Source organism: Sedimentibacter acidaminivorans (assembly GCF_017873955.1).
In the GTDB taxonomy this organism is placed as follows: domain Bacteria; phylum Bacillota; class Clostridia; order Tissierellales; family Sedimentibacteraceae; genus Sedimentibacter; species Sedimentibacter acidaminivorans.
This window is the reverse complement of record NZ_JAGGKS010000002.1, coordinates 59,031-85,597: the sequence shown is the minus strand read 5'-3', so window position 1 is coordinate 85,597 and position 26,567 is coordinate 59,031. Positions and strand designations below refer to the sequence as shown.

Genomic DNA, 26,567 nt, shown 5'->3' with positions numbered 1-26,567 from the left:
AAATGATTACTAAAGCTTTGATTATGGATGATAAAGCAATAGCAAGGGCAGTAGTTAGAATAGCACATGAAATAATTGAGAAAAACAAAGGTATTGATAATATAGTACTTGTGGGAATAAAGACTAGGGGTTGGCCATTATCACTAAAGCTTGCAAAAATGATTGAAGAAATAGAGGGTTCTGTAGTTCCGGTATTTCCATTAGACGTAACATATTATAGAGATGATTATGATGATAAGGATGTAGAAGCCCCGTTATCTGTTAAGAGTTTTGATTATAATGTAAAAGATAAATCAGTAATCTTGGTAGATGATGTATTATATACTGGAAGAACAGTAAGAGCAGCTCTTGATGCTATAGTGGACCAAGGAAGACCTAAAAATGTTGAACTTGCAGTTTTGATAGATAGGGGTCATAGAGAGCTTCCAATACGAGCTGATTTTATTGGTAAGAATGTGCCAACATCAAGAAGTGAAAGAATAAGTGTATTATTTGAAGAAATAGATGGAATTAGTCAAGTTGTTATTAAGGAAAAATAAGAATGCGTTGTTACCAACGCATTCTTTATTTTTTTAGTTTGATATCTGAAATATTAGGTTCAACTAGCATGGAATAATTTGTTTCATAAATAACAAATCCAGGTTTTGCATTTGCAGGTTTTTTTACATTTGATTTTTTTGTATAATCAATTTCTACACTGCTTGAGTTTTTAGCTTTGCTATAATATGCAGCTATGCGTGCTGCTTCAACATATTCTTCGTCAGAAAGTTCATCACCATTTGTTCTTATTAATACGTGTGAACCTGGGATATTTTTTGAATGGAACCAGTAGTCATCTTTTTTTCCGACTTTAAAAGTTAACATATCATTTTGAAGATTGTTTTTACCCACCATAATTTCATGACCATGAGAAGAAATGTAAGTTAATATTTCAGGTTTATATTCTTTCGATTTTTTTACTTTTCCTTTTTTTTTCATGAAACCTTCATTAATTAATTCAATATAAATATCATCTAAATCACTAATAGTTTTGCATTCCTCTATTGAAAAAAGAATATTTTCTAAATATGTTATTTCTTCTTTAGTTACAGATATAAGTTTATGTAGCTCATCTTCTGCTGTTTTAAGTTTGTTATATCTTTTAAAAAATTTTTGACTGTTTTGTTTTAAATTTAATTTTGGGTCTAAAGGAATTATTATTTCTTTTTGTTCTGGATCATAGTAATTTAATACCTTAAGTTTGTTTTTTTCATGTTCTGAATTTAAGTTTGCAATTATTAGCTCACCGTATATTTTATATTTTTCTCTATCTTCAGCACTTAGGAGTTCATGCCTCTGTTTTTCTATCTTTTTTTTATCTCGTTCTAATTTTGTATTTATGCTTTTAATTAAATTTGATACTTTTTGATTAATTTTATTTTTGTTATCCATTTCATAATAATACGTATCCAACATATCACTTGGATTATCAAATGTTTTACTTTTGTAGGAATTGAGATATTTTAAATTTATGCAGTAAAAGTCATAAATTCGCAATTCTTCATTAGCATAAATATTAAAGGAATATTCTTTGTTTTTTATTTTATCAATTATGGCTTTAAATGAGTTCCATATATTTTCTATATCACTGTGACTTAATTCACCTATATATGTGCTTTCATTTAAATTAGAGATAAAACAAATTTCTCTGCTTATGAAAGGGCTCATACCTGTGAATGTTTTAAAAATAAAATCATATATATACATACCATCGTTAACAGCTTTAATAGTATTTAAAAACTCTTCTTTTGATATGCTAATTGGATTTATTTTTGAAGGGAGTGGAGGTAAGTTATAAGTTAAACCAGGATAAATTTGTCTTAAACTACTTACATTTTCAGCTATCCTTTTTATTGAATCTATAATAATTTTTGTATTTGTATGAGCAAAAATAATATTGCTATGTTTACCCATTATTTCTATAATTATAGATTTATATATCGTTGTTTGTAATTCATCTTTACATTCAAAAGTTATTTCAATAATTCTATCAAAATCAATTTGTTTTATTTCTCTTATATATGATCCTGTTAAATGTTTTCTCATAAGCATGCAGAACATTGGCGGTTGTTCAGGGTTCTTTCTTACTATATTAGTTAATTGTATTCTTGGACAACTACTAACTGAAGATATTAAAAGTTTGTAGTTTTCTCCACCATTTCTTACAGAAATTATTATTTCATTTTTATCAGGTTGATAAATTTTATCTATACGTCCACCAATTAATTTATCGTTTAAATCATCTTTTATACTATTTAAAAAAATTCCGTCAAGTGCCATTATAGAACCTCCTATTGTTCCTTATTGTTCTCATAGTATTGTACAACAAAAAACAATTTATGTCATGTAAAAGATAATTTTTTGTTTACTATTTGCGATTTAATGTTATAATGGTTTAGAAGAATAAGATATTGGAGATGAAATAGTGGCAAAAATAATAAGCATGACCGGATATGGCAAGGGTGAACACAATGATGGTAAGAGGAGTATTACGGCGGAAATTAAGTCAATAAATAATAGGTATTGCGACATAAATGTTAAAACTCCAAGACATTTGCGTTTTTTTGAAGATAATATAAGAAAAATATTGAAAAAAAGCATACAAAGAGGTAGAATAGATGTATACTTAAATATTGATTACATAAGTGAATCAGATACTGTTATTGTTCCTGATATATGCTTAGCGAAGCAATATAAAGATGCAATAGATGAAATAAAAAGAGAACTTAATATGTGTGACGAACCTTCAATTGATACAATAATAAAATTTCAAGATGTACTAGTTGCTAGGGAAGATAAAGCAGATGAAGAAGAATTGAGAATATGCGTTGAGTCTGCAGTGAGTAATGCAGTTGAAAGTCTTTTGCTAATGAGGTGTAAAGAGGGCGAACAGCTTGAAAAAGATATTAGGTCAAGCATGGAAAATATTTTATTACTAATACAAGATATTAGTAAATATTCAGAGACAATAGTTTCTGAATATAAAGAAAAGCTTGAAAATAGGATAAAAGAACTTTTAGGAAATTCTTACGAATTAGATGAAAATAGACTTTACAATGAGATTGTTTTTTATTCTGATAAGAGTGATATCAACGAAGAAATTGTTAGATTCAATTCACATATGGAACAATTAGATACTGCACTTCAATCAGGGGGGTCAATTGGTAGAAAATTGGATTTCATAATTCAAGAAGCAAATAGGGAAATTAATACAATTGGGTCTAAAATAGGAAATATTAATATAACTCAAATAGTAATTGAAGTTAAAAATTTACTAGAAAAAATAAGAGAACAAATTCAGAATATAGAGTAGGAGAACATTCATGTCAAGTAATACTATAAATATAGGATTTGGAAATATAGCTCTTTCAAATCGCATAATAGCAATTGTTAGCCCAGAGTCAGCACCTATAAAAAGGGTCATTCAAGAAACAAGAGAAAAAGGCAAACTTATAGATGCCACTTATGGGAGAAAAACTAGAGCGGTTATAATTACGGATTGTGAATATGTAATATTATCTGCAATTCAACCAGATACTATGGCTCAAAGGTTTGACCATTTGGTCAAATAAAGAGGGGGCAAGGATGAGCAATGGATTATTAGTTGTTATTTCAGGCCCGTCAGGTTCTGGAAAAGGCACTATTTGTAAAAGACTTATAGATGAAATAGAAAATATAAATGTTTCAGTTTCAGCAACTACTAGAAAACCTAGAGTAGGAGAAATTGAAGGTAAAAATTATTTTTTTATTGATGAAGATGATTTTGTAAAAAAAATTAATAATGATGAATTTCTAGAACATGCCTTAGTATATGGAAATTATTATGGAACTCCTAAAAAAATAGTACTAAAACAGTTAGAAGAGGGGAAAGATATAATATTGGAGATAGATATACAAGGGGCGTTGAAGGTAAAAGAGAACTATCCAAAAGGGGTTTTTATTTTTATACTTCCTCCATCGCTAGAAGAGTTAAAAAATAGAATTGAAGGCAGAGGAACGGATTCAAAAGAGGTAATTCATAGAAGATTGAAATGTGCATATGATGAATTGAACTATGCTTTTGAGTATGATTATGTCGTTTTAAATGATGAAGTAGATTCGGCAGTTGAAAAAATAAAAGAAATAATATCAGCAGAAAAAAACAAATCAGCAAGAAATCAAGCTTTAATAAAGAAAATCAAGGAGGTATAATAATGAAAAAAATTTCTATTGATGAGTTAATAGATATGGTAGACAGCAGATATTCACTTGTAACACTGATATCTAAAAGGGCTAGACAAATTATAGACGGACAAGATATATTGATAAAAACACCTACATTAAAACCCGTGTGTGTGGCTATTGAGGAATTTTATGACAAGTCTTATGGTGTTGTATATGAAACTGAACAACAAAGGCAAGCAGACATTGATAATCAAACAAGAATATTAGAACAAGCAGAAAGAGAAGTATATTCTGATAATTAGAATATACAAAAAAGTATTACAAATCAAATGAAAAATAATCAGTCAAATTGACTGATTATTTAATTTAATCAGTTAATAAAAAAGTCATCAATATGAAATTAGGTGTGAAATTATGATCAAAAGTTATGCCAAGGTAATATTAAATAATAATTCTAAAAGTACAGATCAAATTTATACTTATGGCATTGATGAAGAACTTGAAAATAGAATACAAGTTGGTAAAAGAGTAAAAGTTAATTTTGGAAAGAATAAACATATAATTGATGCTGTTGTTATTTCTATTAGCGCAAATTGTGATATATCTAAAAATAGGATAAAACCAATTATAGAAATAATTGATGATGAACCGATTATAAAAGAGGAAATGATAAGGCTTTGTTTGTGGATTAGGGAAAGATACGTATGTAAGTTTTCGGACGTAATAAGGCTTATGGTTCCATCTATGATTAAGTATGAACATAATATATTTGTTAAAGTAGTTGATACTGGTTTTTGTGAGATAGGACTAAATAGAAAAGAAAATGAATTGTTGGAAATAATTAAAAAAGGTAAAATTGAGCTTGGAAAATTAAAAAAAAATTATTTAAATAATGATTTATATTCGTTGTTAGATAGCTTAAAAGAAAAAAATATTATTGAAATAGAAAATAAAGAGAAATTAAATTATAAAAGATCATATGAAAAAATTATCAGTCTTAAGGATTCGAATAAAAACTTAGAACAGTATAATATAAATAAAACACAAAATCAGATAAATATACTTAATTATTTAAAAGAATTTGGCAAGGTGAATATTAAAAAATTGGTAAGCGATTTATCTATTTCCGCTTCAGTAGTAAATAATCTTATAAAAAAAGACATTTTGTTGTGTGAATCTGTGCTTTATGATATAGATGAAAGTAATTTTGAATTAGAACATAAAATTACATTAAATAAAGAGCAACAAAATGCTGTTGATAAAGTAATTAATCAAGATGATAAAGTTTTTTTGTTACATGGAGTAACTGGTAGTGGTAAAACAGAAGTTTATATGGAGATAATTGAACATTACCAAAAAGAAAATAAGCAATCAATAATGCTTGTACCTGAAATTTCCTTAACAACTCAAACTATAGAAAGATTTAAAAAAAGATTTGGAAATAAAATTGCAGTATTTCATTCTAGGTTAAGTAAAAAAGAAAAGTATATTGAATGGAATAAGGTTTATAATAAAGAGGTTTATATTGTTGTAGGCGCAAGGTCAGCACTTTTTGCTCCAATAAGGGATATAGGGGCAATAATTATAGATGAAGAACATGAGGACAGCTATAAATCTTCAACTTCTCCTAAATATGATGCTATTGAAGTTGCAATTAAAATGTCTTCTATTTTAAATGCTAAAGTTGTTCTTGGGACAGCGACTCCTTCACTCAGTACCTATCATATGGTTATGAAAGGTCAAATCGAACTTATTGAAATGAAAAATAGAGTTAAAAACGCAATTATGCCTCAAATTGATATTGTAGATATGAGTGAGGAACTAAACAAAGGAAACAATACTATTATTAGTGAATTGTTGTATCGAAATATAAAAAAATCTTTAGAAAAAAAAGAGCAGGTAATACTTTTCCTGAATAAGAGAGGTTATTCTGGATTTGTATCATGTAAAAAATGTGGTCATGCAATAAGATGTGATAAATGTGATGTATCAATGACATATCATGTTAAAGGAAATATGCTTCGATGCCATTATTGCGGTAGAACAAAAAAAATGATAATAAAATGTCCTAAATGTGGCAGTGAAAAAATCGAACAGTTTGGAGCAGGAACTCAGCATGTAGAGATTCTTGTAAAACACTTATTTCCAAATGCTGTAACTGAACGCATGGATGTTGATTCAATGTCAAATAAGGATAGTTATGAAAAAATATATAACAATTTTAAAGGTGGGAAAATAGATATACTTATAGGTACACAAATGCTAGCAAAAGGATTTGATTTTCCAGAGGTTACAACAGTGGGAGTGCTATCTGCTGATGCAATATTAAATCTTCCATTTTATAACGCAAGTGAAAAAACATTTCAACTTTTAACTCAAGTTAGTGGAAGAGCAGGAAGAGGAGATAAAAGAGGAAGGGTATTTATTCAGACATTTGAGCCGCAGAATTATATTATTAACGCTGCTAAAAATAATGATTATAATCTATTTATAAATGAAGAGATGAAATTAAGAAAAGAGTTTGCATTTCCACCATTTGTTAATATAATAAATATATGTATGATTTCTGTAAATGAAGAAAAGGTAATTGAAACAGCTTTACAAAAATATAATGAATTAAGTGATTCGGTTCAAGAAATGGTTCAAGAAAGAAAGTTACTGTTGTATAAACCTATACCTCATGCTATATATAAGGTTAATAATGAATACAGGATAAACTTATTCATTAAAGTTTCTAATTATGCATTAGGTTCTCTGAAGAAAATTATTCGAGCAATATATATGGAAAAAGATATTGAAAATATAAAAATAAGTATTAATATAAATACGGATACAATTTAAGAATATAAATTTTATGTAATTATAAGTAGGAGGCAAATAAATGGCTTTAAGAACTGTTAGAATTAATGGAGATGAAATTCTTAGAAAGAAAAGCAGAGAAGTTACAAAGATCGATAATAAAATCTTAACTTTACTTGATGATATGGTAGATACCATGTATGAAAAAGATGGAATTGGTCTAGCTGCACCACAAGTTGGGATATTAAAGAGGCTTGTAGTTATTGATATTGGTGATGAGTATGTTTATAAAATGATTAATCCAAGGGTAGTTAAATCTTCAGGAAAACAAATTGATCAAGAAGGTTGCTTGAGCGTTCCAGAAATAAAAGGTAATGTTGTAAGACCTAAAAATGTAACGGTTGAATATACTAATGAAAATGGAGATGAAGTTACTTTAGTCGCAGAAGACCTTTTGGCTAGATGCATATGCCATGAGGTAGACCATTTAAATGGAGTATTGTTTATAGATAGAATTGAAAAAGAGTAGGTGGTATAATGAAAGTAATTTTTATGGGAACACCAGAATTTGCAGTCCCAACATTAGAACATCTCAATGAAAATGGATATGATATAAAGCTTGTTGTAACTCAACCAGATAAGCCATCTGGAAGGGGTAAGAAGTTAAAAAAATCAGATGTCAAAATCAAAGCTGAAGAACTTGAACTTGAAATTTTTCAACCTAACAAAATAAAGTTTGAGGAAAATATAAAAAAATTAGAAAGTTGTAAACCTGATTTTATTGTTGTTGTTGCTTATGGGCAGATTCTTAATAAAGAGATACTCAGTATACCTAAGTATGGTTGTATAAATGTTCATGCATCTCTTTTACCAAAATACAGAGGTGCAGCACCACTAAATTGGGCTATAATTAATGGTGAAAAGACCACAGGTGTTACTACCATGTTTATGGATGTTGGATTAGATACAGGGGATATGCTTTTGAAGTCTAAAATAGATATTGATGATAATATGAATGTTGGTGAATTGCATGATGAGCTTAAAATTCAAGGAGCTAGATTGTTGATTGAAACTTTAAAGGGTATAGAATGCGATGAAATACTAAGAGAAAAACAAGATAACTCACTATCAAATTATGCTCCTATGCTTGATAAAGAAAATACAAAAATTAATTGGAACGATACGGCACAAAATATTCATAACTTAATCAGAGGGCTTTCACCTTGGCCAAGTGCATACTTTATGCATGAGGGAAACAAAATTAAAGTATATAAATCATTGTACATTAATGAAAAAACAGAAGTAAATCCAGGTTTTATATTGAAAGCTAATAATGAGGGAATATTTGTTACTGCATTAGATGGTATTGTAATTCTTAAGGAAATACAAATGCCAGGTAAAAATAAGATGAAAGTAAGTGATTATTTAAGAGGTAATAAATTTCCAAATAAAATATATTTACAACAATAGGAGAACTATTATAGGGTACTCATTGAATGCGTACCAGGTAATTTATAATTTATAATTTATAGTATAATAAATAATTATTGTATAATAAAACTAAGTGTATTATAATAACAAGGATAAAAGTTGATTTAATAATCAACTTTTATCCTTTGTTTATGAAAAATAATGAAATAGAGGTATTAGTTTGGATAATAATTATAGAGTAGCTGTTATTGAATCATTGAAAAAAATATTTAGAGATAAATCTTATTCAAATTTAGTTATCAATAATGATATAAAAAATATAGATGTCAAGTATAACTCTATTTATAGAAAATCTGTTTTAGGTGTAGTTGAAAATTTAATGTTGATTGATTGGGTAATCAATCAAATGTCTAAAACAAAAACTAAAAAAATGGAGTCAGAAGTTCTTTTTACTCTTAGACTTGCTGTATATCAATTATATTTTCTTGACAATTCATTTGAAAATATTGTAGTTAATGAAAGTGTAGAACATATTAAACGAAATGTAAATGTTAGAGCATCTAAGTTTGTAAATGCAGTTTTGAGAAATATTATTAGAAATAAAGATAATATAATACGTGATATGAATAAACTTTCTCATATTGATTTTTTAAGTGTAAAATATTCTTATCCAAAATGGCTTGTTTCTAGGTGGATAGGTGAGTTTGGAAAAGATAAAATAGAAGATGTTTTGGTTGCTAATAATTCGCAAGCTCCATTTACAATTAGAGTAAATACTCTAAAAGTATCACGAGGTGAGTTAATACGTATTTTAGAACGTAAGGGTATGATTGTCGAAGAATGCAAGTATTTAGATAAGGGTATAATAATTGAAAATCCTGTTGAAATAGATAAAATGAATGAATATAAAAGTGGCCTATTTTCAATTCAAAGCGAAAGCTCTATGTTAGCAGGACAGGTTTTGAATCCAAAGGAAAACAGTTTAGTTATCGATTTGTGTGCAGCTCCTGGTGGTAAGTCTTTAAATGCGGCTGAGATGATGAAAAATAAAGGAAAAATAATAAGTAGAGATGTATATGAGAATAAAATTTCTCTTATAGAATATGATAAAAAGAGATTGGGTGTAGAAAACATTTTTGTTGAAACATACGATGCTACTGTTTTAGATAGAAAATTAATAAATAGGGCCGATTATTGTATTGTTGATGTTCCATGCACAGGACTTGGGATAATTAGACGAAAGCCTGAAATAAAATATAATAAATTGGAATCAGATCTTGAGAGTATTCAAAAAATTCAATTTAAAATCTTAGAAAATGCGTCTAAATATTTAAAATTAGGAGGAGAACTAGTTTATTCAACGTGTACTGTTAATAAAGAAGAAAATATAAATATGATTAATAATTTTTTGAAAAGTAATTCAAATTTTATAATGGTTGATATATCAGAACAAACGAAAAATAGTTTTGAAACATCCCAAAAAGGATATGTAGAAATATTTCCACATTTACATAGGATGGATGGCTTTTTTATTGCGAAGTTAAAAAGGTTATGATATAATAAATACAACTAATGTAACAAAGACGTACGTCTTTGTTATGAGGTATTTATTGAATCGTTTTGATGCAAGCCGTTATCTGGCTTGCTTTATGATTTAATACCTTAAAATTATCTTTGTTTTATGAGATGCCTACATGAAGATTTTTGGTCAAACAATATTGAATAAATTAGTAGAAGGAAAAAATAATGATAAAAATTGATAATTTATATTTTAGTGAACTTGAAAGGCAAATTATAGAGCTTGGGGAGCCGAAATACAAGGCAAAACAACTGTTTGAGTGGATACATAATAAAACAATTGATAGTTTTGATGAAATGAGTAATGTATCAAAAAGTACAAAAGAACTACTTATGAAACACTTTGAATTTACAAATGCTTCGGTAGAATTAAAACTTGAATCTAAGTTAGATGAAACAAAAAAATATGTAATTGTTTTTGAAGATGGAAATGTTTGTGAATCTGTATACTTAAAATATAAATATGGAAATACTGCATGCATTTCATCACAGGTCGGGTGTAAGATGGGATGTACATTTTGTGCTTCTACAAAAAATGGATTTATTCGTCATTTATCAGCAGCTGAAATGCTAAAACAAATATATACAATACAAAAAGATATTAAAGATAAAATTAATAATGTTGTCATAATGGGTTCTGGTGAACCTCTTGATAATTATGAAAATGTTGTGAGATTTTTAAATATTATTAATGATGAGAGAGGCCAAAATATATCTATGAGAAAAATCACATTATCAACATGTGGCATAGTTCCTCAAATATATAAGTTGGCAGATGAAAACTTACCTATAACCCTTGCAATATCATTGCATGCATCAACACAGGAAAAAAGGGAAGAATTGTTACCCATGGCTAAAAAATATAAACTGGCTGAATTAATGGCATCTTGTGATTATTATCTAAATAAAACTGGTAGAAGACTTACATTTGAGTATATAATGATAAAAGGTTTTAATGATAGTATATTGGATGCTAAATTGTTGTCTGAACTTTTAAAAAACAAACTATGTAATGTTAATTTAATACCTTGTAATTATGTTAAGGAAAGTAATATTAGTCCTTCAACAAATTTAAATATTGAGAATTTTAAAAAAATATTGTTAGAACAGGGAATAAATGCAACTGTAAGAAGAGAACTGGGAAGTGACATACAGGCAGCATGTGGGCAACTTAGAAATAATTTTTTGAAAATGTGAGGTGCTTTATGAATGTTTACTTTGAAACTAATAAAGGTATAATTAGGGATAAAAATGAAGATAATTTAATAATTGAAGAGACGGAGAGGTACAACCTCTATGCTGTCGCTGATGGTATGGGAGGACATAAAGCAGGTGAAATTGCAAGTTCTATGCTTATTGATGTAATAAGGAGTTATTTCATTAAAGGTATTGAGAACGATGATTTTAAAATACCAACATTTATAGACCAAAGTATAAAAGCTGCAAATATTAAAATATTACAAGAGGCATCAAACAAAGACGAATACTTAGGTATGGGAACGACAGTTACTATGGCTGTTATAGATTTAAAAGATAATATTGCATATATTGGTAATGTAGGAGATAGTAGAACTTACATATTAAGAGATAATAATATAAAACAAATTACTGAAGATCATACATATGTTAGAGAACTAGTTAAAGAAGGTAAAATATCAAGAGAAGAAGCTAAAATTCATCCACAAAAAAATATCATTACAAGGGCAATTGGAAGTGAAGAAAATATATCTATAGATATATTTGAAATTGAACTTATTGAAAATGATATCTTGCTCTTGTGTTCAGATGGATTGACAACTCATTTATTAGATGATGAAATAATGAATATTATTAAAACCTACGGTAGTTCAGATAGTGTAAAAAAATTAATTAAATTTTGCAATGATAATGGAGGTACTGATAACATAACCGTTATTATTATTGATAATAGTTATAGAGGTGATAACTTATGATAGGTAAAGTACTAGGAAATAGATATGAAATTATGGAGAGAATTGGTGGAGGAGGAATGTCTGTTGTTTATAAGGCTAAATGTAATGTATTAAATCGTTATGTTGCAATTAAGGTTCTTAGAGATGAATTAACATCAGACCCTGAATTTGTAGAAAAATTTAAGCAGGAGTCACTATCAGCTGCAAGCTTAATGCATTCAAATATAGTCAATATATATGATACAGGTATAGAGGATGGCATATATTATATAGTCATGGAATATATAAAAGGTGAAACTCTTAAAGATTATATAAAATCAAAGGGAAGTTTAGATGAACAGGAAACAATAAGAATATCAAGACAAATTGCAGAAGCACTTAAACATGCTCATTCAAATAAAATAGTTCACAGAGATATAAAACCACATAATATACTCTTAACTAGTGATGGTACTGTTAAAGTTGCTGATTTTGGAATTGCACGAGCATCTACTAGCTCAACAATAAACAACACATCAAATGTTATCGGTTCAGTACATTATTTTTCACCTGAACAAGCAAGAGGAGGATATGTTGATGAAAAATCTGATATTTATTCTCTAGGTATAGTAATGTATGAAATGATTACAGGGTCTCTCCCTTTTGATGCAGATAATCATATATCGGTTGCTATGATGCAAATTCAAGAAAAACCAATTCCCCCATCTAATAAATTAAATAATAAAAGGATTTCACAATCGTTAGAAGATATAATATTGAAATGTTTAGAAAAAAATCAGAGTTATAGATTTCAGAGTATCGAAGAATTTCTAACTTCACTGAATTCAATATATGGATATGAAAGAAATGATTATTCAATAGCTCAGGAAGAAATAGTTGATTCACCAACTATTGTGATGCCAAAAATAAATCAAGATATCAACTATGATGATAAAAAGAAAGTAGTTGGAGTGAATTTAATTGATGATAGTTCAGATGAAGCTTTTAAGGCCTTTTTTGGTGATGACGAAAATTCGGAAAATAATAAATCAAATAAAAAGAAAAAACAAAAAAATAAAAACAATAATGAAAATATAAATGAAGGAGATAAAGAAAATAATCTAAAGTTAACAGTCGCAGCTATTTTATGTGCCTTGGCTATAGCAGTCATTGGTGGCTTTGTAGGGTTTAGAGCAATTTTTTATGTACCAGAGGTAACTGTTCCAGATTTAATAGGAAAGAATGAAAATGAAGCTGAAAAAATTATAATTGATTTAGGATTGGTATATAGTGTATCAGATAGACAATATAACAATGAATTCGAAGAAGGAGAAGTAATTGAACAAAGCGTAGATGAAGGTACTAAGCTTAAAAAAGATTTTCCAGTAGAGGTTGTTGTTAGTAATGGTAAAAAAGAAATTAAGGTTCCAGAACTTATAGGTAAATATGCTATAGAGGCAGCATTGATTCTTGCTGACATGGGACTTAAAGAAGGTGAAGTTACTAAAGATTATTCATCTACAGCACCATCAGGACAAATAATTGACCAATATCCTAAAGCAGAAACATCAGCAGAGGTTGATGATCACGTAGATTACGTAGTTAGTAAAGGACCTAAAATAACATATGTTACCATGCCTAATTTACTAGGTCTTGATGTTGAAAAAGCTAAATTGAAAATTTTACAAAATGGGTTATCTGTTGGTCAAATAACAGAGGAAAACAGTGAAGATGTTGATGCTGGATTTGTAATTAGGCAAAGTGTACCGAGTGGTCAAGACGTAGAAGCTAAAACTTCTATTTGGATGACTGTTAGTATAGGTCCTTTAGTTTCAGAAAACACCGATGAAGAACCAGGGGATGAAGAACCAGGGGAAACTGATAATGGGAGTGAAAATACTAAAGATAAAACATATCCATTAACAATAACACTTCCTTCAGATAAAGATAAAGTACTTGTTGTAGTTCAAAAAGTTACAGATGATGGTAGAGAAATAATATATTCAAAAGAAGTAAAAACATCAGAACAAAGTATAATAATTAATATAGAAGGTTCTGGTACAGAAACTTTTGAAATTTATATAGATAATATGTTGTATGATAAAACAGATATTACCTTTGAATAGGAGAGCTTATGATAGAGGGTATAATTATAAGAGGAGTTGGAGGCAACTATTACGTTGATATAGGAAATGAAGTAATAGAGTGTAGAGCTAGAGGTCTTTTTAGATTAAAAAACATTAAACCATTAGTAGGGGATAAAGTTCTAATAAGACTTACTACAGAAAATGAAAAATCAGGATATATTGAAGAAATAGGAGAAAGAATTAATGAAATTAAAAGGCCATCAGTGGCAAATGTAGAGCAGCTTTTGATTTTCTTTGCAGTTTCTAATCCAGAACCAAGTTTTTTGCTTTTAGATAAACTATTAATTGCAGCAGAAATAAATAATTTGAAACCTATTATATGTTTCAATAAGTCAGACCTTTGTAGTGAAGAAAAAAAAAGGAAATTGGTTGATATGTATGTAAATACAGGATATAGAGTTATATTTACATCAATAAAAGACATAGAGTCAATAGAAAATCTCAAAGATGTTTTAAAGAATAAACTTAGTGTATTTTCTGGACCATCAGGTGTAGGTAAATCATCAATGATGAATGCCGTTCAACCTAACTTTGAGTTAAAAACTGGCGATATAAGCGAAAAATTAAAAAGAGGAAAGCATACTACAAGACATGCTGAAATATATAAACTTAACTTTGGTGGTTTTGTAGTTGACACACCTGGTTTTAGTTCTTTTGAATTAGGTTCAATAGATGAATTTGAATTGAGTGATTATTATCCTGAAATTAAGAAATTTAGTGTAGGTTGTAGATTTGATGATTGTTTGCATTATAAAGAGCCCGACTGTGTTATTAAGGATGCGGTTGCAAATGGTTTAATTAGTGAGATTAGATATAGCAATTACACAAAACTGTTAGAGGATATTAAAAATTCTGATAAAGTATATTAATTCATAATGACCAAGGAGGTAAACATGAATAAATTATCACCATCAATACTATCAGCAGATTTCTCTAAGTTAGGAGAAGAAATCAAGCTAGTTGAGAATGGAGGAGCAGATTACATTCATATAGATGTTATGGATGGACATTTTGTTCCAAATATAACAATAGGTCCAGCAATAATAAAATCACTGAGAAAAACAACAGATTTAATATTTGATGTTCACCTCATGATTGATAATCCAGATGATTTTATAGAAGAGTTTTATAATTCAGGTGCTGATATTATAACTGTTCATCAAGAATCTTGTATACACTTACATAGAACTATTCAAAAAATCAAATCGTATGGCTTGAAAGCAGGTGTTTCCTTAAATCCTGCCACACCAGTATGTATGATAAAAGATATAATTAGTGATGTAGATATGGTTTTATTAATGAGTGTTAACCCAGGCTTTGGAGGACAAAGCTTAATAAAAAATATAAAATCTAAGTTTGAAGAAGTAAAAAATCTTATAGATGAAAAAAATCTTAATGTTGATATAGAAATTGACGGTGGGGTTACTTTAGAAAATTTAAAAGAAGTTTTAAGTTGGGGTGCAAATATAATTGTAACAGGCTCAGCTATATATAAGGCTAAAGATGTTACTGATGAAACTCAGAAATTTAAAAAGATTTTGGAGTTGGATTAATGTCAGCATTAATTATTGGTAGCGGAAGCAATTTAGATAAAGATATTTTTGTTTTAGAAAATCTCAATATAGAATATGTAATATGTGCTGATGGAGGACTTGAAAAGGCTGAAAAGCTAGAATTAATTCCAAATATAATTATTGGTGATTTGGATTCAGTTAATAAACTGGTATTAAAAAAATATCTAGATATGAATATTGAACTTATCAAATATCCATCTGAAAAAAATTATACAGACATGGAATTAGCAATTGAACATGCAATTGAAAAAGGATTTAAAAATATAATTTTAATTGGAGCAACTGGCTCTAGATTAGATCATACTATTGCAAATGTCATGTTAATAGAGAAGTATTATAAAAAAGGCATACATATTCAAGTAATTGACAATAATAACCTTGTTCAAATTGTGGTTAATAGCATTGAGATTATAAACAAAAAAGATTATTTTGTTTCAATTGTGCCAATTACTGATTCAATAGAAGTTGTTTCACTTATAGGATTTAAATATCCCTTAAACAAAGTAAATGTTAAAAGGGGTTCAACGTTATGTGTAAGTAATCAAATTATAAATGAAAAAGGAACCATCATATTGGGTAAAGGTGCTGGTTTAGTATTTATTTCAAAAGATTAAAATTTATAAATTGTGGGAGGAACTATGAAAGCAATTGAATTTAGAGAAATATTTAAATTTCCAGAAAATTATTATGGTAAAGAGGTAATTGTAGAGGGTTGGATAAGAACAATAAGAGATTCCAAAAACTTTGGTTTTATAGAATTAAATGATGGAACCTACATGAAAAATGTTCAGATAGTATTTGAAAATATATTATCTAATTTTGAAGAGGTTAGAAAATTTTCTACTGGTAGTGCAATAACTGTTAAAGGAATGCTAGAGCATACTCCAGGTGCAAAACAGCTGTTTGAAATAAAGGCTACAGAAATTACATTAGAGGCTGGTTCTGATTCAAGTTATCCGCTTCAAAAGAAAAGACATTCATTTGAATATTTAAGAACTATAGCACATCTTAGGCCAAGAACAAATACTTTTTCGGCAGTGTTTAGGGTTAGGTCTTTAGCAGCATTTGCAATACATAAGTTTTTTAATGAAAGAGGATTTGTATATGCGCATCCTCCAATAATAACCGCTAGTGATGCAGAGGGTGCTGGTGAAATGTTCAAAGTAACATCTTTAGACCTTGATAATTTAGAATATGTAGATGGAAAGGTAGATTATACAAAGGACTTTTTCGGCAAACCTTCAAATTTAACTGTTAGCGGACAATTAGAAGCTGAAATATTTGCCCTTGCATTTAAAAACACTTATACATTTGGACCTACATTTAGAGCTGAAAATTCAAATACTACTCGTCATGCATCAGAATTTTGGATGATTGAACCTGAAATTGCATTTGCGGATTTGAATGATAACATGCAGTTAGCTGAAGATATGATTAAGTATATCATAGAGTATGTAATGGAAAATGGAAAAGAAGAAATGGAGTTTTTCAATAGCTTTGTTGATAAGGAGCTTTTTGCTAAACTTGACAATGTGTTAAATTCTGATTTTGGAAGAATAACATATAATGAAGCTATAGAAATACTTAAGAAAAACAATGATAAATTTGACTATCCAGTTGAGTGGGGAACTGATATACAAACTGAGCATGAAAGATATTTATCAGAAAAAATATTTGGTAAACCAGTTTTCGTAACAAATTATCCAAAAGAAATTAAAGCTTTTTATATGCGTATGAACGATGATAATAAAACAGTTGCAGCTATGGACTTATTAGTTCCAAGTATAGGAGAGTTAATTGGAGGAAGTCAAAGAGAAGAAAGACTTGAATTACTTGAAAAAAGAATGGATGAAATGGGAGTTGCCAAAGAAGATTTGTGGTGGTATTTAGATTTAAGAAAATATGGTGGAGTAAAACACTCGGGATATGGACTTGGATTTGAAAGATTAATTATGTATTTAACTGGTATGGGCAATATCAGAGATGTACTTCCATTCCCAAGGACACCAAATAATGCAGAGTTTTAGGACATTATATTTAAAATAAATTAACAATTATAAAAAATGTAGAGGTACGGATTGCACGCGTACCTCTATTATATTATTGAAAAATATATAATATTAGAAACATAACTTGTGTATTAGCGTATAATGAATTGATATTAAATTAATTTAGAATGGAGAGGATAGATATATGCGTTTTAATTACGGTGAAATGAATGCCTTAAGGGCATTAGAAGAGTCAGAGTTTTGGAAGAACCAAGAATCTGAGCATACACAAGTTATACAAGAAGTAGTTCCTGATTTAGAAGAAGATTATGTAGAAAAATTGATAGAATATAAAGGTGTTTTCGACTCAACTTTAGCTAGAATTGTTCAATATATTGAAACTATAATTAATTTAGAAGATTCTATTTCACTCGAAATGAATGAAGAAATTATGCAGATAATTAAAATAACTATAATGCAGAGTCAGGTTTTTATAGATTTTTTAAATAAATTACTAAAGGACAGCTCTGCAGTTGGTAATAATCCAATAGCAAATGTAGTTATAAACCATATTCGTAGAGAATCAGACTACTATATAGGAGTAGTAAAGGCATTTCTAGATTTATATAATGACAAGAATAACAGGTATTCAAATTTCTATAAACCACTTGATTATTAGAGTAGTTTAATTTTTAAAAAATATTAAAGAAAAGATACAAAAAATAACGATAAACTCGTTATTTTTTTGTATCTTTTTATATATCATTGAATAGAATGTATAAAATAGAGGTTTTGTAAACCCAGATTACTGTTAGATTAAACTATTATAAAGCGAGGATAATATTATGAATTTCTTTAATCAAAAAAGAGGATGTAATTGTAATAAAAAATTTAAATTTACTGAGATATTAGGACTTATGATAGCTGTCATAGGAGCAATAATTATTGTACAAATACTGCCAATTAAAATTTGGTTATTAGTTTTAGGTATTTTACTTGTTGTACTTGGATGTACATTATTTAAGTTGTTCTAATAAGTCAAAAAATAAAAAATAATGGCTATAGAGCCACTATTTAATATTTTGGTTAGACAGCACGTTGAACTTTTCCAGATCTCATACATCTTGTACAAACGAATTTCTTTTTAGGAACGCCACTTTCAATAATTGCTATTTTTCTTACGTTTGGTTTCCAAGTTCTTTTTATTTTTCTATCAGAGTGTGTTATACTATTACCTGATACGGTTCCTTTTCCACAAACTTCACAAAATTTTGCCACGCTAAATACACCTCCTATTTATTTAAACCTATAATTTTTGTATTTTGAACGCCAAAGCTAACCCTCAAAGCGTAAAACAAATTTATATAATACCAATTCAAGCTTTATAATTTTAACATTAAAATATATATATTGCAATAATAAATTTTAATTAGTATAATAATTTATATAACTTTTTTGTTAAAATAAGAAAATTTGAGCAAAATTATATGTGATTGTATTTTTTGTTTGTAAATTTTTGATAAAAAGGTTATAATGAGTTACAAATAAGAATGTATAATGATATTATTATAAATATAGGAGGGTAAAGTATGTCAATAAAAGTGTTGAATGAAAGCGGAATTATAACAATAGATGATCAGTTAATAGCGACTATTGCAGGTATAGCTGCTATGGAATGTTATGGAATAGTTGGAATGGCTTCTAAAAATGCTACAGAAGGCTTCTTTGAACTTTTGAAAAAAGATCAACTAACAAAAGGCATAAAAGTAACTACAATAGATGATAAAATTAATATTGATTTATATGCTGTACTACAATATGGTGTTAAAATATCCGTTGTAGCAGAAAATATTATATCTAACGTTAAATACAGCGTTGAAACTTTTTTAGGAGTTGACGTAGAGAAGGTAAATATTTTTGTACAGGGTGTAAGAGTACAAAAATAGTGAGGAGGCTAAAATGATAATTAAATATATTGATAATATTACATTTAAAAAGATGCTTTTAGGAGCTGCTGTGAACTTAGAAAATAATAAGAATATAGTAGACTCTTTAAATGTTTTTCCTGTTCCAGACGGTGATACAGGAACAAATATGAATTTAACTGTTCAAGCAGCAATAAAAGAAATAAATATTCTAAAAGAAAGCAGCATAGGTAAAATTGCAGAAGCTGTTGCCAATGGTTCTTTAATGGGAGCTAGAGGAAACTCAGGAGTAATATTATCACAGTTGTTTAGAGGGTTATATAAAGGCTTAGGCAATGCAAGTAGAATTGATACTCAAATAATAGCAGAAGCATTTAAGTCAGCTACAGATACAGCATACAAGGCTGTTATGAAACCTGTAGAAGGAACAATTCTCACTGTAGCAAGAGAAACTTCAGAAAGAGCTATGACTACTTATACAGAATATGAAGATGTTGTTTTATTTTTAGAAGATTTAATAAAACAAGCAAAAGATACATTGAGTCGTACTCCAGAAATGTTGAAGGTATTAAAACAAGCAGATGTTGTTGATGCAGGCGGAAAAGGGCTTGTTTATCTTCTCGAGGGAGCATTAGCTTCACTTAAAGGTGTTGAAATTAAGCAGGAAAAGACAGATAGAGTAGAAATTGTTGAAACAGAACAGGAACTTAAGTCCTTTACTAGTGAAGATGAAATTTTATTTGCTTATTGTACTGAATTTATAATAAAAAATCCTAAAAAAAGTCACGAGGAGTTCTTGAGCATAATACATGACAAAGGAGATTCTATTGTTTGTGTAGGTGACGAAAATATTATTAAAGTACATATTCATACTAATAATCCAGGACAAATATTGAATATGGCTGTAAAGTATGGTGAACTTATAAAAATTAAGATAGATAACATGAAGGAACAGTTCAGAGAGAAATATAAAAATGCTCCTGCAAAAATTGAGGAGAAAAAAGAATATGGTTTTGTCTCTATAGGTATGGGAGAAGGGATTGAAAAAGTATTTTCTGACTTAAATGTTGATGTTTTTATATCAGGTGGTCAGACTATGAATCCAAGTACTGAGGATATTTTAGCTGCATCAAATAAAGTTAATGCAGAAAACATAATTATTTTACCAAACAATAGCAACATCATATTAGCGGCAACACAAGCTAAAGAGATGTCTGATAAAAATATTCATGTAATACCAAGTAAAAGTATACCTCAAGGTATAGCAGCAATGCTTGCATTTAAAGAAGATAATAATGTTTTAGAAAATGTTAATAGTATGTCTGCTGCAGTAACTGAAGTTAAAACAGGTCAAATTACTTATGCAGTAAGAGATACAATATTTAATGATATGGAAATTAAAAAAGATGAAATAATAGCATTATATGATGGTGAGATAGTAACCCATGGGAAAAACGCAGAAGACCAAGCTGTTGAATTAGTTAAAAGTATGGTTGATACAGATAGTTTTCTCATAACTCTTTTTTATGGAGAAAATATAGATAAAAATACCGTAAAGAATTTAAAATCTAGAATAGAAGAAGAAGCTGAAGAATGTGATGTGGAAATAATATATGGAGGACAGCCTCTTTATTATTACATAATTTCAGTAGAATAGAAAAATAATAAAGCAATGGCTGAACATTGGAGCACTGTTGGAAAATAATTTTTTTGTTCTGATCTGTTCTGCTTTGCTTTGTTTAAATAATGGTATCTTATGGGTGGTCATATGTTGGATTTTGATGTTAAATTTTTAAAAGGTGTTGGTCCCAATAGGGCATTGAAGTTAAATAGGCTGGGTGTGTATACTGTAGAAGATTTATTAAATTACTTCCCTGTTAAATATGAGGACAGGCGTGTCGTCAAAAAAATAAATGAATTAAAAGATGAAAAAAAAGTACTTTTAAAAATAAAAATTTGCGATTACCCAAAAAAAGCAAGAATTAAAAAAAATATGACTATTATTAAGGCTTTGGCTACAGATGGAACAGGTTTTATTCATTTAACATTCTTTAATCAAGATCATTTAATTAATAATCTTAGTCTAAGTGAGTTTTATTATATTTTTGGTGTTGTTAAATCAAATTATGGTAAATTTGAAATGATTAATCCTGAAATTGAGCTTGTAGCCAATGCTACTAAAGCTGGTAGAATTATGCCTATTTATAGTTTAACGTATAATCTTACTAACAACGAAATTACTAAAATTGTAAAGGTAGCATTAGAGTACTATTTTGAAAAAATAGATAGTATTATACCTGAGTATATAAGAAAAGATTATAATCTAATTTTAAGAAAAGACGCTATAAGGTATTTGCATTTTCCTACAAATGGCAAAAAGTATACTATAGCAAAAAAAACTATTGCGTTTGAAAAATTGTTGATAATGCAAATTGGTCTTTTGTCTATAAAAAGTAAATTAGTTGCTAGTTTAGATGGGATACAAATTAAAAATGCAAAATTAGCTGATATGTTGCTTAATTCTCTACCTTTTAAACTTACTGATGCACAATATAGAGTTATTAATGAAATTAAATGTGATATGGCAAAATCAAAACCTATGAATAGACTAGTACAGGGTGATGTAGGTTCGGGTAAAACCATTATTGCTATATATGCTATGTTAATAGCTGTGAAATCAGGATTTCAATCATCGATGATGGCTCCAACAGAAATATTAGCTATGCAGCATTATGATACAATAAAAGAATATGTGAAACTTTCAAATATAGAAATAAATATTGAGTTTCTGTCAGGTTCAACTAAGACTAAGCAAAAAAATGATATATTGAATAAACTAAGAAATGGTGAGATAGATATTTTAATTGGAACACATGCACTTATAGAAGATAATGTTGAATTTAATAATATTGGTTTAGTTGTTACTGATGAACAGCACAGGTTTGGTGTAAGGCAAAGGGCGCTACTTTCTAACAAGGGAATGAATCCAGATATACTAGTTATGACTGCAACACCAATACCAAGAACGCTTGCACTTATGTTATATGGAGATTTAGATATTTCTATTATTGATGAGTTGCCTCCAGGCAGGCAGAAAATTAAAACATATGTAGTAAAAGAAAATCAAAAAATTGAAATGTATAATTTTATAGATGAAAAGGTAAGAGAAGGTAATCAAGCATATATTGTAGCACCTCTAGTTGATGAGTCAGATAACTTAGAACTGGATTCAGCAAGAGAAATATACGAAGAATTAGCAACAACATATTTTTCTAAATATAAATTAGGAATATTATATGGAAGTATGAAAAATTCTGAAAAAGAAAGAGTAATAAATGATTTTTATAAAGGTGAAATAAATATTTTAGTTTCTACTACAGTAATAGAAGTTGGTGTAAATGTTCCAAATGCTGTCATAATGATGATTCTTAATGCTGAGAGATTTGGTCTTGCTCAGTTGCACCAATTAAGAGGAAGAGTTGGAAGAGGTAAAACTCAATCTTATTGTATATTGGTCAATGAAAGCAAATCCAAAAAATCTAAGGATAGAATGAATATACTGGTAAAAACTAATGATGGATTTTTAGTATCAGAAGAGGATTTGAAAATAAGAGGACCAGGAGATTTTTTTGGCACAGCTCAGCATGGTTTGTCAAAATATGATGTTCAAAATATAATAAATGATATTGATGTTGTACAAGATGTATCTATTTTATCAAAAAAAATATTAAGTGAGAATCCTAATCTTGATGGTGCCGAATATATAAATTTAAAAAAGCATATAATAAATTTATTTAAAGATGAAAATATAATTTTTAACTAGATTTATGTATATGTATAGTTGTAAAGGGGTTTGAAAAATGAGGATTATATCAGGAATAAGTAAAGGGAAAAGGCTATATGCGCCTGAGGGCATGTCAGTTAGACCAACTAGTGATAAAATAAAAGAATCAGTATTTAATATAATTGGATACATAGAAGAAGATTCTATTGTTTTAGATTTGTTTGCAGGAACGGGTAGTGTAGGAATAGAATTTCTAGCTAGAGGCGCAAAAGAATGTTACTTTGTAGATGCATCTTATAAAAGTTTAAATTATGTTAAAAAAAATGTCGAAATATGTAATTTTAAGGATAAGGCTAAAATCATGCAAAATGATTATGAAAAAGCTATTGAAAGTTTTTGTATTCTAAATCAAAAATTCGACTATATTTTTGCTGATCCACCATATGATTTACTTTGCTGTAATAATATAGCACAAAAAATTTTACAAAATAAATTATTGAAAAAAAATGGATTATTAATTATAGAGAGTGATAAATCTGAAGAAATATTTACGAATTTAGATTATGAAGATGTAAAATATAAAGAAAAAATATATGGAAGAACAAGAATAAGCATGATAAAATTGCTGGAGGATTAAGTATGAAGGTTTTATATACAGGAAGTTTTGACCCAATAACGTGTGGTCATTTGGATTTAATAAAAAGATGTGCTAATAAATTTGACGAGGTTGTAGTTACTATTTTTAACAATAAGTCAAAAAAACACTGGTTTACAGGCGAAGAAAGATATGAGCTTGTAAAAGAAGCAGTTAAAGATTTGGACAATGTTTCTGTTGATATAACAGAAGGGATGGTTGTTAGCTATTGTAAGAAAAATAATATTAATATGATAGTAAGAGGATTAAGGGCGGTTTCTGATTATGAATATGAATTAAGTGTTTCATCTATTAATAGACACTTAGATAGAGATTTAGAGACATTCTTTCTAGTTGCATCACCAGAATATTCTTTTATAAGTTCAAGTATTGTAAAAGAGGTATCTGAATTTGGTGGCGAATTTAGGGATTTGGTACCAGCAAATGTAGTAGAAGCTATACTTAAGAAAATTGGGAGGTAAAAATGGACGTTTTAAATCTATTAGAGAAAATAGAGGATATTGTTGAAGATGCTTCAAAGTTTCCTTTATCAAATAAGGTTATGATAGACAAAGAAGAAGTTTTAGAAGTAATAAATGAAATAAGATTGAAACTACCAGATGAAATAAACAGGGCATCTTGGGTAGCAAAAGAGCGTCAAAGAATATTAACTGAAGCACAATCAGAAGCAGAGGAATTAATTGAAAAGGTAAAAGAGCAACAAAAAATGTATATTGAAGAAAGTGAAATAGCAAAGCAAGCAAAATTATATGCAAAGCAAATTGTAGAAGAAGCAGAGCAAAAGGCAAATGATATGAAGTTAGGAGCTTATAGCTATAGTGATGATATTCTATCAAAATTGCAAGATAAGATTAAAGATATAAATAATATTATTGAAGATAATAGGGACATGCTTAAAAAAATGTAATATATAAATAGTACAACCTCTTTGAGAGGTTGTACTATTTATATATTGGATCTATACTTGTCCATAATTAATGAGAAAAGTTCTCCTGTTGTAGGTGGTGTAATAGTTATAGCATTAGCTCCCGCCAATATTGTTTTTGTAATATCAATTGGAGTTGGTCCACCAGTAGCTATAATGGGGAAATATGGATGTCTTTCTCTTATTGCTTTAACAATTTTTACAGTGTTTGTCCCTCCTGAAACATTAAAGATAGAAACTCCTGCTTTTATTCTAGACTCAAAATCTTCTTTTTCAGAAACTATTGTTATAATTATTGGAATATCTAATCTTTTTTTCATTTGCATGATAAGTTCATTTGGTGTAGGAGCATTCATAACTACTCCAAAAGCACCATTTAGCTCTGCACTTAAAGCAATATCAATAGACCTTTGTCCAGTTGTGATTCCACCTCCAACTCCACAAAACACAGGTGTAGATGATACTTCAATTATAGCCTGATTAATTGAAATTTGAGGAGTGAAAGGATATACAGCAATTACACCATCAGCGTTATTATTTTTTATAATAGCAAGGTCTGTTGAAAATATTAGTGATTTTATCCTCTTTCCAAATATATTTATTCCGCTTGTATTATAAATTTCAGCAGGCATTTGAATAGGTTTTTTCTTTAGCTCCGATTCGATTGTAGGTATGAATTTTCTATCTTTCTTTTCAGTTTGATTAATTACATCTTTGGTATAATTATCATCAATCATATGAACTACCTCCATCATATTATTATAATTCATTTTTCTTAAACATTTATATATAGATTATTATATGATAGAAATATTAAAATAGCATTAAGTTATAATTAACTTATTGCACTAAAAATTGTACCAAATTGAAAATAATGCTATGCAAATATAATATAAAAATGTATAATAATCATATGATTACATGGGGAGAATAAAATAGATATGTTTTTGCTAAAAAGGGACGTTTCTTTAAATCATACTGGAACGCAAAATATTGAAACAAAAAGGTTTCTATTAAGAAAGTTTAATAAAAGTGATGTTAAAGATATATATAATAATTGGACTAGTGATATAGAGGCGGCAAAATACAATGCTTGGAAAGTGCATGATAGTGAAAATGTAACAAGGGAATATCTTGCTGAATGGATTAAACTATATGAAAAATCAAATTATTACCATTGGGCTATTACTAATAAATTAACAGGAGAAGTAATTGGTTCAATTTCTGCATCTAATATAAGTCATAGAAAAAAATACTGCGAAGTTGGATATACTGTAGCAAGAAAATATTGGAATCAAGGTATTGCAACAGAAGTGTTAAAGGAATTAATTAATTATCTAACTAATGTTGTAGGATTTTTAAATATAAGAGCATTTCATGACATTAGAAATAAAGCTTCTGGTAGGGTAATGGAGAAGTCAGGTATGGTATATATTAAAAGAAAGAAACAATTTTTTTTAAATAGTAATAACCTTATTATGGATTGTTGTGTATATGATTATATTAAAAATATAAATAATTAGATAGAAACAAGTGAAAAATTAATCTAATTATTTTTTGTTTGTATGCGTAATTTAATATATTAAATTACGGGGCTGTAAAATAAATACAAAAACTAGGAATAAATGATTGATTTTATAAAAGATTA

28 protein-coding genes are annotated in these 26,567 nt (G+C 28.4%); 25 read left to right on the top strand and 3 right to left on the bottom strand.

Annotated features, from left to right (window positions below; translation table 11 throughout):
• Positions 1-2 precede the first annotated feature (2 nt).
• Positions 3-539: a bifunctional pyr operon transcriptional regulator/uracil phosphoribosyltransferase PyrR gene (gene pyrR / locus J2Z76_RS03625; RefSeq protein ID WP_209510645.1), complete on the top strand. Its 537-nt coding sequence runs from the start codon at positions 3-5 to the stop codon at positions 537-539.
• A gap of 25 nt (positions 540-564) precedes the next feature.
• On the opposite strand, the gene J2Z76_RS03620 is transcribed toward pyrR, so the two are convergent.
• Positions 565-2,319: an Rqc2 family fibronectin-binding protein gene (locus J2Z76_RS03620; RefSeq protein ID WP_209510644.1), complete on the bottom strand. Its 1,755-nt coding sequence runs from the start codon at positions 2,317-2,319 to the stop codon at positions 565-567.
• A 145-nt stretch (positions 2,320-2,464) separates the two neighbouring features.
• Between J2Z76_RS03620 and J2Z76_RS03615 the strand changes: the two genes are divergently transcribed.
• The 17 genes from J2Z76_RS03615 (at position 2,465) to J2Z76_RS03535 (ending at position 18,664) form a co-directional block, all read left to right on the top strand.
• A complete protein-coding gene (locus J2Z76_RS03615) occupies positions 2,465-3,352 on the top strand; it encodes a YicC/YloC family endoribonuclease (protein WP_209510643.1) in 888 nt (295 codons plus the stop codon).
• A gap of 10 nt (positions 3,353-3,362) precedes the next feature.
• Positions 3,363-3,611 carry a DUF370 domain-containing protein gene (locus tag J2Z76_RS03610; RefSeq protein WP_209510642.1) on the top strand — a complete coding sequence of 83 codons (249 nt, stop codon included), beginning with the start codon at positions 3,363-3,365 and terminating at the stop codon, positions 3,609-3,611.
• 13 nt (positions 3,612-3,624) lie between these two features.
• Positions 3,625-4,230: a guanylate kinase gene (gene gmk, locus J2Z76_RS03605; RefSeq protein ID WP_209510641.1), complete on the top strand. Its 606-nt coding sequence runs from the start codon at positions 3,625-3,627 to the stop codon at positions 4,228-4,230.
• 2 nt (positions 4,231-4,232) lie between these two features.
• Positions 4,233-4,505, top strand: coding sequence for a DNA-directed RNA polymerase subunit omega (gene rpoZ / locus J2Z76_RS03600; RefSeq protein WP_209510640.1), 273 nt, complete (start codon positions 4,233-4,235; stop codon positions 4,503-4,505).
• 112 nt (positions 4,506-4,617) lie between these two features.
• Positions 4,618-7,044, top strand: coding sequence for a primosomal protein N' (gene priA / locus J2Z76_RS03595; RefSeq protein WP_209510639.1), 2,427 nt, complete (start codon positions 4,618-4,620; stop codon positions 7,042-7,044).
• A 40-nt stretch (positions 7,045-7,084) separates the two neighbouring features.
• Positions 7,085-7,531, top strand: coding sequence for a peptide deformylase (gene def, locus J2Z76_RS03590; RefSeq protein ID WP_209510638.1), 447 nt, complete (start codon positions 7,085-7,087; stop codon positions 7,529-7,531).
• Between the two features lie 5 nt (positions 7,532-7,536).
• Positions 7,537-8,472 carry a methionyl-tRNA formyltransferase gene (fmt, locus tag J2Z76_RS03585; RefSeq protein ID WP_209511012.1) on the top strand — a complete coding sequence of 312 codons (936 nt, stop codon included), beginning with the start codon at positions 7,537-7,539 and terminating at the stop codon, positions 8,470-8,472.
• Between the two features lie 181 nt (positions 8,473-8,653).
• Positions 8,654-9,988, top strand: coding sequence for a 16S rRNA (cytosine(967)-C(5))-methyltransferase RsmB (gene rsmB, locus J2Z76_RS03580; protein WP_209510637.1), 1,335 nt, complete (start codon positions 8,654-8,656; stop codon positions 9,986-9,988).
• 191 nt (positions 9,989-10,179) lie between these two features.
• Positions 10,180-11,208, top strand: a complete 1,029-nt coding sequence (gene rlmN, locus J2Z76_RS03575) for a dual-specificity RNA methyltransferase RlmN (protein WP_209510636.1) — start codon at positions 10,180-10,182, stop codon at positions 11,206-11,208.
• 8 nt (positions 11,209-11,216) lie between these two features.
• Positions 11,217-11,963, top strand: coding sequence for a Stp1/IreP family PP2C-type Ser/Thr phosphatase (locus J2Z76_RS03570; RefSeq protein WP_209510635.1), 747 nt, complete (start codon positions 11,217-11,219; stop codon positions 11,961-11,963).
• Positions 11,960-14,047, top strand: coding sequence for a Stk1 family PASTA domain-containing Ser/Thr kinase (gene pknB / locus J2Z76_RS03565; protein ID WP_209510634.1), 2,088 nt, complete (start codon positions 11,960-11,962; stop codon positions 14,045-14,047). The genes J2Z76_RS03570 and pknB overlap by 4 nt, the downstream gene beginning before the upstream one ends.
• An 8-nt stretch (positions 14,048-14,055) precedes the next feature.
• Positions 14,056-14,937 (top strand): ribosome small subunit-dependent GTPase A, encoded by an 882-nt coding sequence (gene rsgA / locus J2Z76_RS03560; protein WP_209510633.1) that lies wholly within the window; start codon positions 14,056-14,058, stop codon positions 14,935-14,937.
• Positions 14,938-14,961: 24 nt separating this feature from the next.
• On the top strand, positions 14,962-15,621 hold the full coding sequence (gene rpe / locus J2Z76_RS03555; protein WP_209510632.1) for a ribulose-phosphate 3-epimerase: 660 nt from the start codon (positions 14,962-14,964) through the stop codon (positions 15,619-15,621).
• Complete coding sequence (locus J2Z76_RS03550; RefSeq protein WP_209510631.1) at positions 15,621-16,256, top strand: thiamine diphosphokinase; 636 nt, start codon at positions 15,621-15,623, stop codon at positions 16,254-16,256. Before rpe ends, J2Z76_RS03550 begins: the two co-directional genes overlap by 1 nt.
• A gap of 24 nt (positions 16,257-16,280) precedes the next feature.
• Complete coding sequence (gene asnS / locus J2Z76_RS03545; protein ID WP_209510630.1) at positions 16,281-17,669, top strand: asparagine--tRNA ligase; 1,389 nt, start codon at positions 16,281-16,283, stop codon at positions 17,667-17,669.
• Positions 17,670-17,835: 166 nt separating this feature from the next.
• Positions 17,836-18,309, top strand: coding sequence for a DUF2935 domain-containing protein (locus tag J2Z76_RS03540; RefSeq protein WP_209510629.1), 474 nt, complete (start codon positions 17,836-17,838; stop codon positions 18,307-18,309).
• Positions 18,310-18,475: 166 nt separating this feature from the next.
• On the top strand, positions 18,476-18,664 hold the full coding sequence (locus tag J2Z76_RS03535; protein ID WP_209510628.1) for a hypothetical protein: 189 nt from the start codon (positions 18,476-18,478) through the stop codon (positions 18,662-18,664).
• A gap of 52 nt (positions 18,665-18,716) precedes the next feature.
• Here the strand turns inward: J2Z76_RS03535 and rpmB are convergent, their stop codons facing one another.
• A complete protein-coding gene (gene rpmB / locus J2Z76_RS03530; protein ID WP_209510627.1) occupies positions 18,717-18,908 on the bottom strand; it encodes a 50S ribosomal protein L28 in 192 nt (63 codons plus the stop codon).
• A 311-nt stretch (positions 18,909-19,219) separates the two neighbouring features.
• Between rpmB and J2Z76_RS03525 the strand changes: the two genes are divergently transcribed.
• The 6 genes from J2Z76_RS03525 (at position 19,220) to J2Z76_RS03500 (ending at position 24,901) form a co-directional block, all read left to right on the top strand.
• Positions 19,220-19,576: an Asp23/Gls24 family envelope stress response protein gene (locus J2Z76_RS03525; RefSeq protein ID WP_209510626.1), complete on the top strand. Its 357-nt coding sequence runs from the start codon at positions 19,220-19,222 to the stop codon at positions 19,574-19,576.
• 13 nt (positions 19,577-19,589) lie between these two features.
• Positions 19,590-21,212 carry a DAK2 domain-containing protein gene (locus tag J2Z76_RS03520; RefSeq protein ID WP_209510625.1) on the top strand — a complete coding sequence of 541 codons (1,623 nt, stop codon included), beginning with the start codon at positions 19,590-19,592 and terminating at the stop codon, positions 21,210-21,212.
• 111 nt (positions 21,213-21,323) lie between these two features.
• Complete coding sequence (gene recG, locus J2Z76_RS03515; RefSeq protein ID WP_209510624.1) at positions 21,324-23,378, top strand: ATP-dependent DNA helicase RecG; 2,055 nt, start codon at positions 21,324-21,326, stop codon at positions 23,376-23,378.
• A gap of 37 nt (positions 23,379-23,415) precedes the next feature.
• Positions 23,416-23,976, top strand: a complete 561-nt coding sequence (gene rsmD, locus J2Z76_RS03510; protein WP_209510623.1) for a 16S rRNA (guanine(966)-N(2))-methyltransferase RsmD — start codon at positions 23,416-23,418, stop codon at positions 23,974-23,976.
• Positions 23,977-23,978: 2 nt separating this feature from the next.
• On the top strand, positions 23,979-24,455 hold the full coding sequence (gene coaD, locus J2Z76_RS03505) for a pantetheine-phosphate adenylyltransferase (RefSeq protein WP_209510622.1): 477 nt from the start codon (positions 23,979-23,981) through the stop codon (positions 24,453-24,455).
• 2 nt (positions 24,456-24,457) lie between these two features.
• A complete protein-coding gene (locus J2Z76_RS03500; protein ID WP_209510621.1) occupies positions 24,458-24,901 on the top strand; it encodes an ATPase in 444 nt (147 codons plus the stop codon).
• 38 nt (positions 24,902-24,939) lie between these two features.
• Here the strand turns inward: J2Z76_RS03500 and J2Z76_RS03495 are convergent, their stop codons facing one another.
• The gene (locus J2Z76_RS03495) at positions 24,940-25,656 is read right to left on the bottom strand and encodes a beta/alpha barrel domain-containing protein (protein ID WP_209510620.1); all 717 of its coding nucleotides are present in this window, start codon (positions 25,654-25,656) and stop codon (positions 24,940-24,942) included.
• Between the two features lie 204 nt (positions 25,657-25,860).
• Here J2Z76_RS03495 and J2Z76_RS03490 point away from each other — a divergent pair, with 204 nt between their 5' ends.
• Positions 25,861-26,442 carry a GNAT family N-acetyltransferase gene (locus tag J2Z76_RS03490; RefSeq protein WP_209510619.1) on the top strand — a complete coding sequence of 194 codons (582 nt, stop codon included), beginning with the start codon at positions 25,861-25,863 and terminating at the stop codon, positions 26,440-26,442.
• The last annotated feature ends 125 nt before the right edge of the window (positions 26,443-26,567 follow it).

What these genes read in the sequence shown, in the direction of transcription:
- J2Z76_RS03620 (WP_209510644.1), bottom strand. Translation starts at nt 2,319, where the DNA reads ATGGCACTTGACGGAATTTTTTTAAATAGTATAAAAGATGATTTAAAC.
- J2Z76_RS03525 (WP_209510626.1), top strand. Translation starts at nt 19,220, where the DNA reads ATGTCAATAAAAGTGTTGAATGAAAGCGGAATTATAACAATAGATGAT.
- J2Z76_RS03500 (WP_209510621.1), top strand. Translation starts at nt 24,458, where the DNA reads ATGGACGTTTTAAATCTATTAGAGAAAATAGAGGATATTGTTGAAGAT.
- J2Z76_RS03610 (WP_209510642.1), top strand. Translation starts at nt 3,363, where the DNA reads ATGTCAAGTAATACTATAAATATAGGATTTGGAAATATAGCTCTTTCA.
- pknB (WP_209510634.1), top strand. Translation starts at nt 11,960, where the DNA reads ATGATAGGTAAAGTACTAGGAAATAGATATGAAATTATGGAGAGAATT.
- rsgA (WP_209510633.1), top strand. Translation starts at nt 14,056, where the DNA reads ATGATAGAGGGTATAATTATAAGAGGAGTTGGAGGCAACTATTACGTT.
- coaD (WP_209510622.1), top strand. Translation starts at nt 23,979, where the DNA reads ATGAAGGTTTTATATACAGGAAGTTTTGACCCAATAACGTGTGGTCAT.
- def (WP_209510638.1), top strand. Translation starts at nt 7,085, where the DNA reads ATGGCTTTAAGAACTGTTAGAATTAATGGAGATGAAATTCTTAGAAAG.
- rpoZ (WP_209510640.1), top strand. Translation starts at nt 4,233, where the DNA reads ATGAAAAAAATTTCTATTGATGAGTTAATAGATATGGTAGACAGCAGA.
- J2Z76_RS03535 (WP_209510628.1), top strand. Translation starts at nt 18,476, where the DNA reads ATGAATTTCTTTAATCAAAAAAGAGGATGTAATTGTAATAAAAAATTT.
- asnS (WP_209510630.1), top strand. Translation starts at nt 16,281, where the DNA reads ATGAAAGCAATTGAATTTAGAGAAATATTTAAATTTCCAGAAAATTAT.
- J2Z76_RS03550 (WP_209510631.1), top strand. Translation starts at nt 15,621, where the DNA reads ATGTCAGCATTAATTATTGGTAGCGGAAGCAATTTAGATAAAGATATT.
- J2Z76_RS03495 (WP_209510620.1), bottom strand. Translation starts at nt 25,656, where the DNA reads ATGATTGATGATAATTATACCAAAGATGTAATTAATCAAACTGAAAAG.
- rsmD (WP_209510623.1), top strand. Translation starts at nt 23,416, where the DNA reads ATGAGGATTATATCAGGAATAAGTAAAGGGAAAAGGCTATATGCGCCT.
- rpe (WP_209510632.1), top strand. Translation starts at nt 14,962, where the DNA reads ATGAATAAATTATCACCATCAATACTATCAGCAGATTTCTCTAAGTTA.
- pyrR (WP_209510645.1), top strand. Translation starts at nt 3, where the DNA reads ATGATTACTAAAGCTTTGATTATGGATGATAAAGCAATAGCAAGGGCA.
- J2Z76_RS03570 (WP_209510635.1), top strand. Translation starts at nt 11,217, where the DNA reads ATGAATGTTTACTTTGAAACTAATAAAGGTATAATTAGGGATAAAAAT.
- J2Z76_RS03490 (WP_209510619.1), top strand. Translation starts at nt 25,861, where the DNA reads ATGTTTTTGCTAAAAAGGGACGTTTCTTTAAATCATACTGGAACGCAA.
- recG (WP_209510624.1), top strand. Translation starts at nt 21,324, where the DNA reads ATGTTGGATTTTGATGTTAAATTTTTAAAAGGTGTTGGTCCCAATAGG.
- rlmN (WP_209510636.1), top strand. Translation starts at nt 10,180, where the DNA reads ATGATAAAAATTGATAATTTATATTTTAGTGAACTTGAAAGGCAAATT.
- J2Z76_RS03520 (WP_209510625.1), top strand. Translation starts at nt 19,590, where the DNA reads ATGATAATTAAATATATTGATAATATTACATTTAAAAAGATGCTTTTA.
- gmk (WP_209510641.1), top strand. Translation starts at nt 3,625, where the DNA reads ATGAGCAATGGATTATTAGTTGTTATTTCAGGCCCGTCAGGTTCTGGA.
- priA (WP_209510639.1), top strand. Translation starts at nt 4,618, where the DNA reads ATGATCAAAAGTTATGCCAAGGTAATATTAAATAATAATTCTAAAAGT.
- J2Z76_RS03540 (WP_209510629.1), top strand. Translation starts at nt 17,836, where the DNA reads ATGCGTTTTAATTACGGTGAAATGAATGCCTTAAGGGCATTAGAAGAG.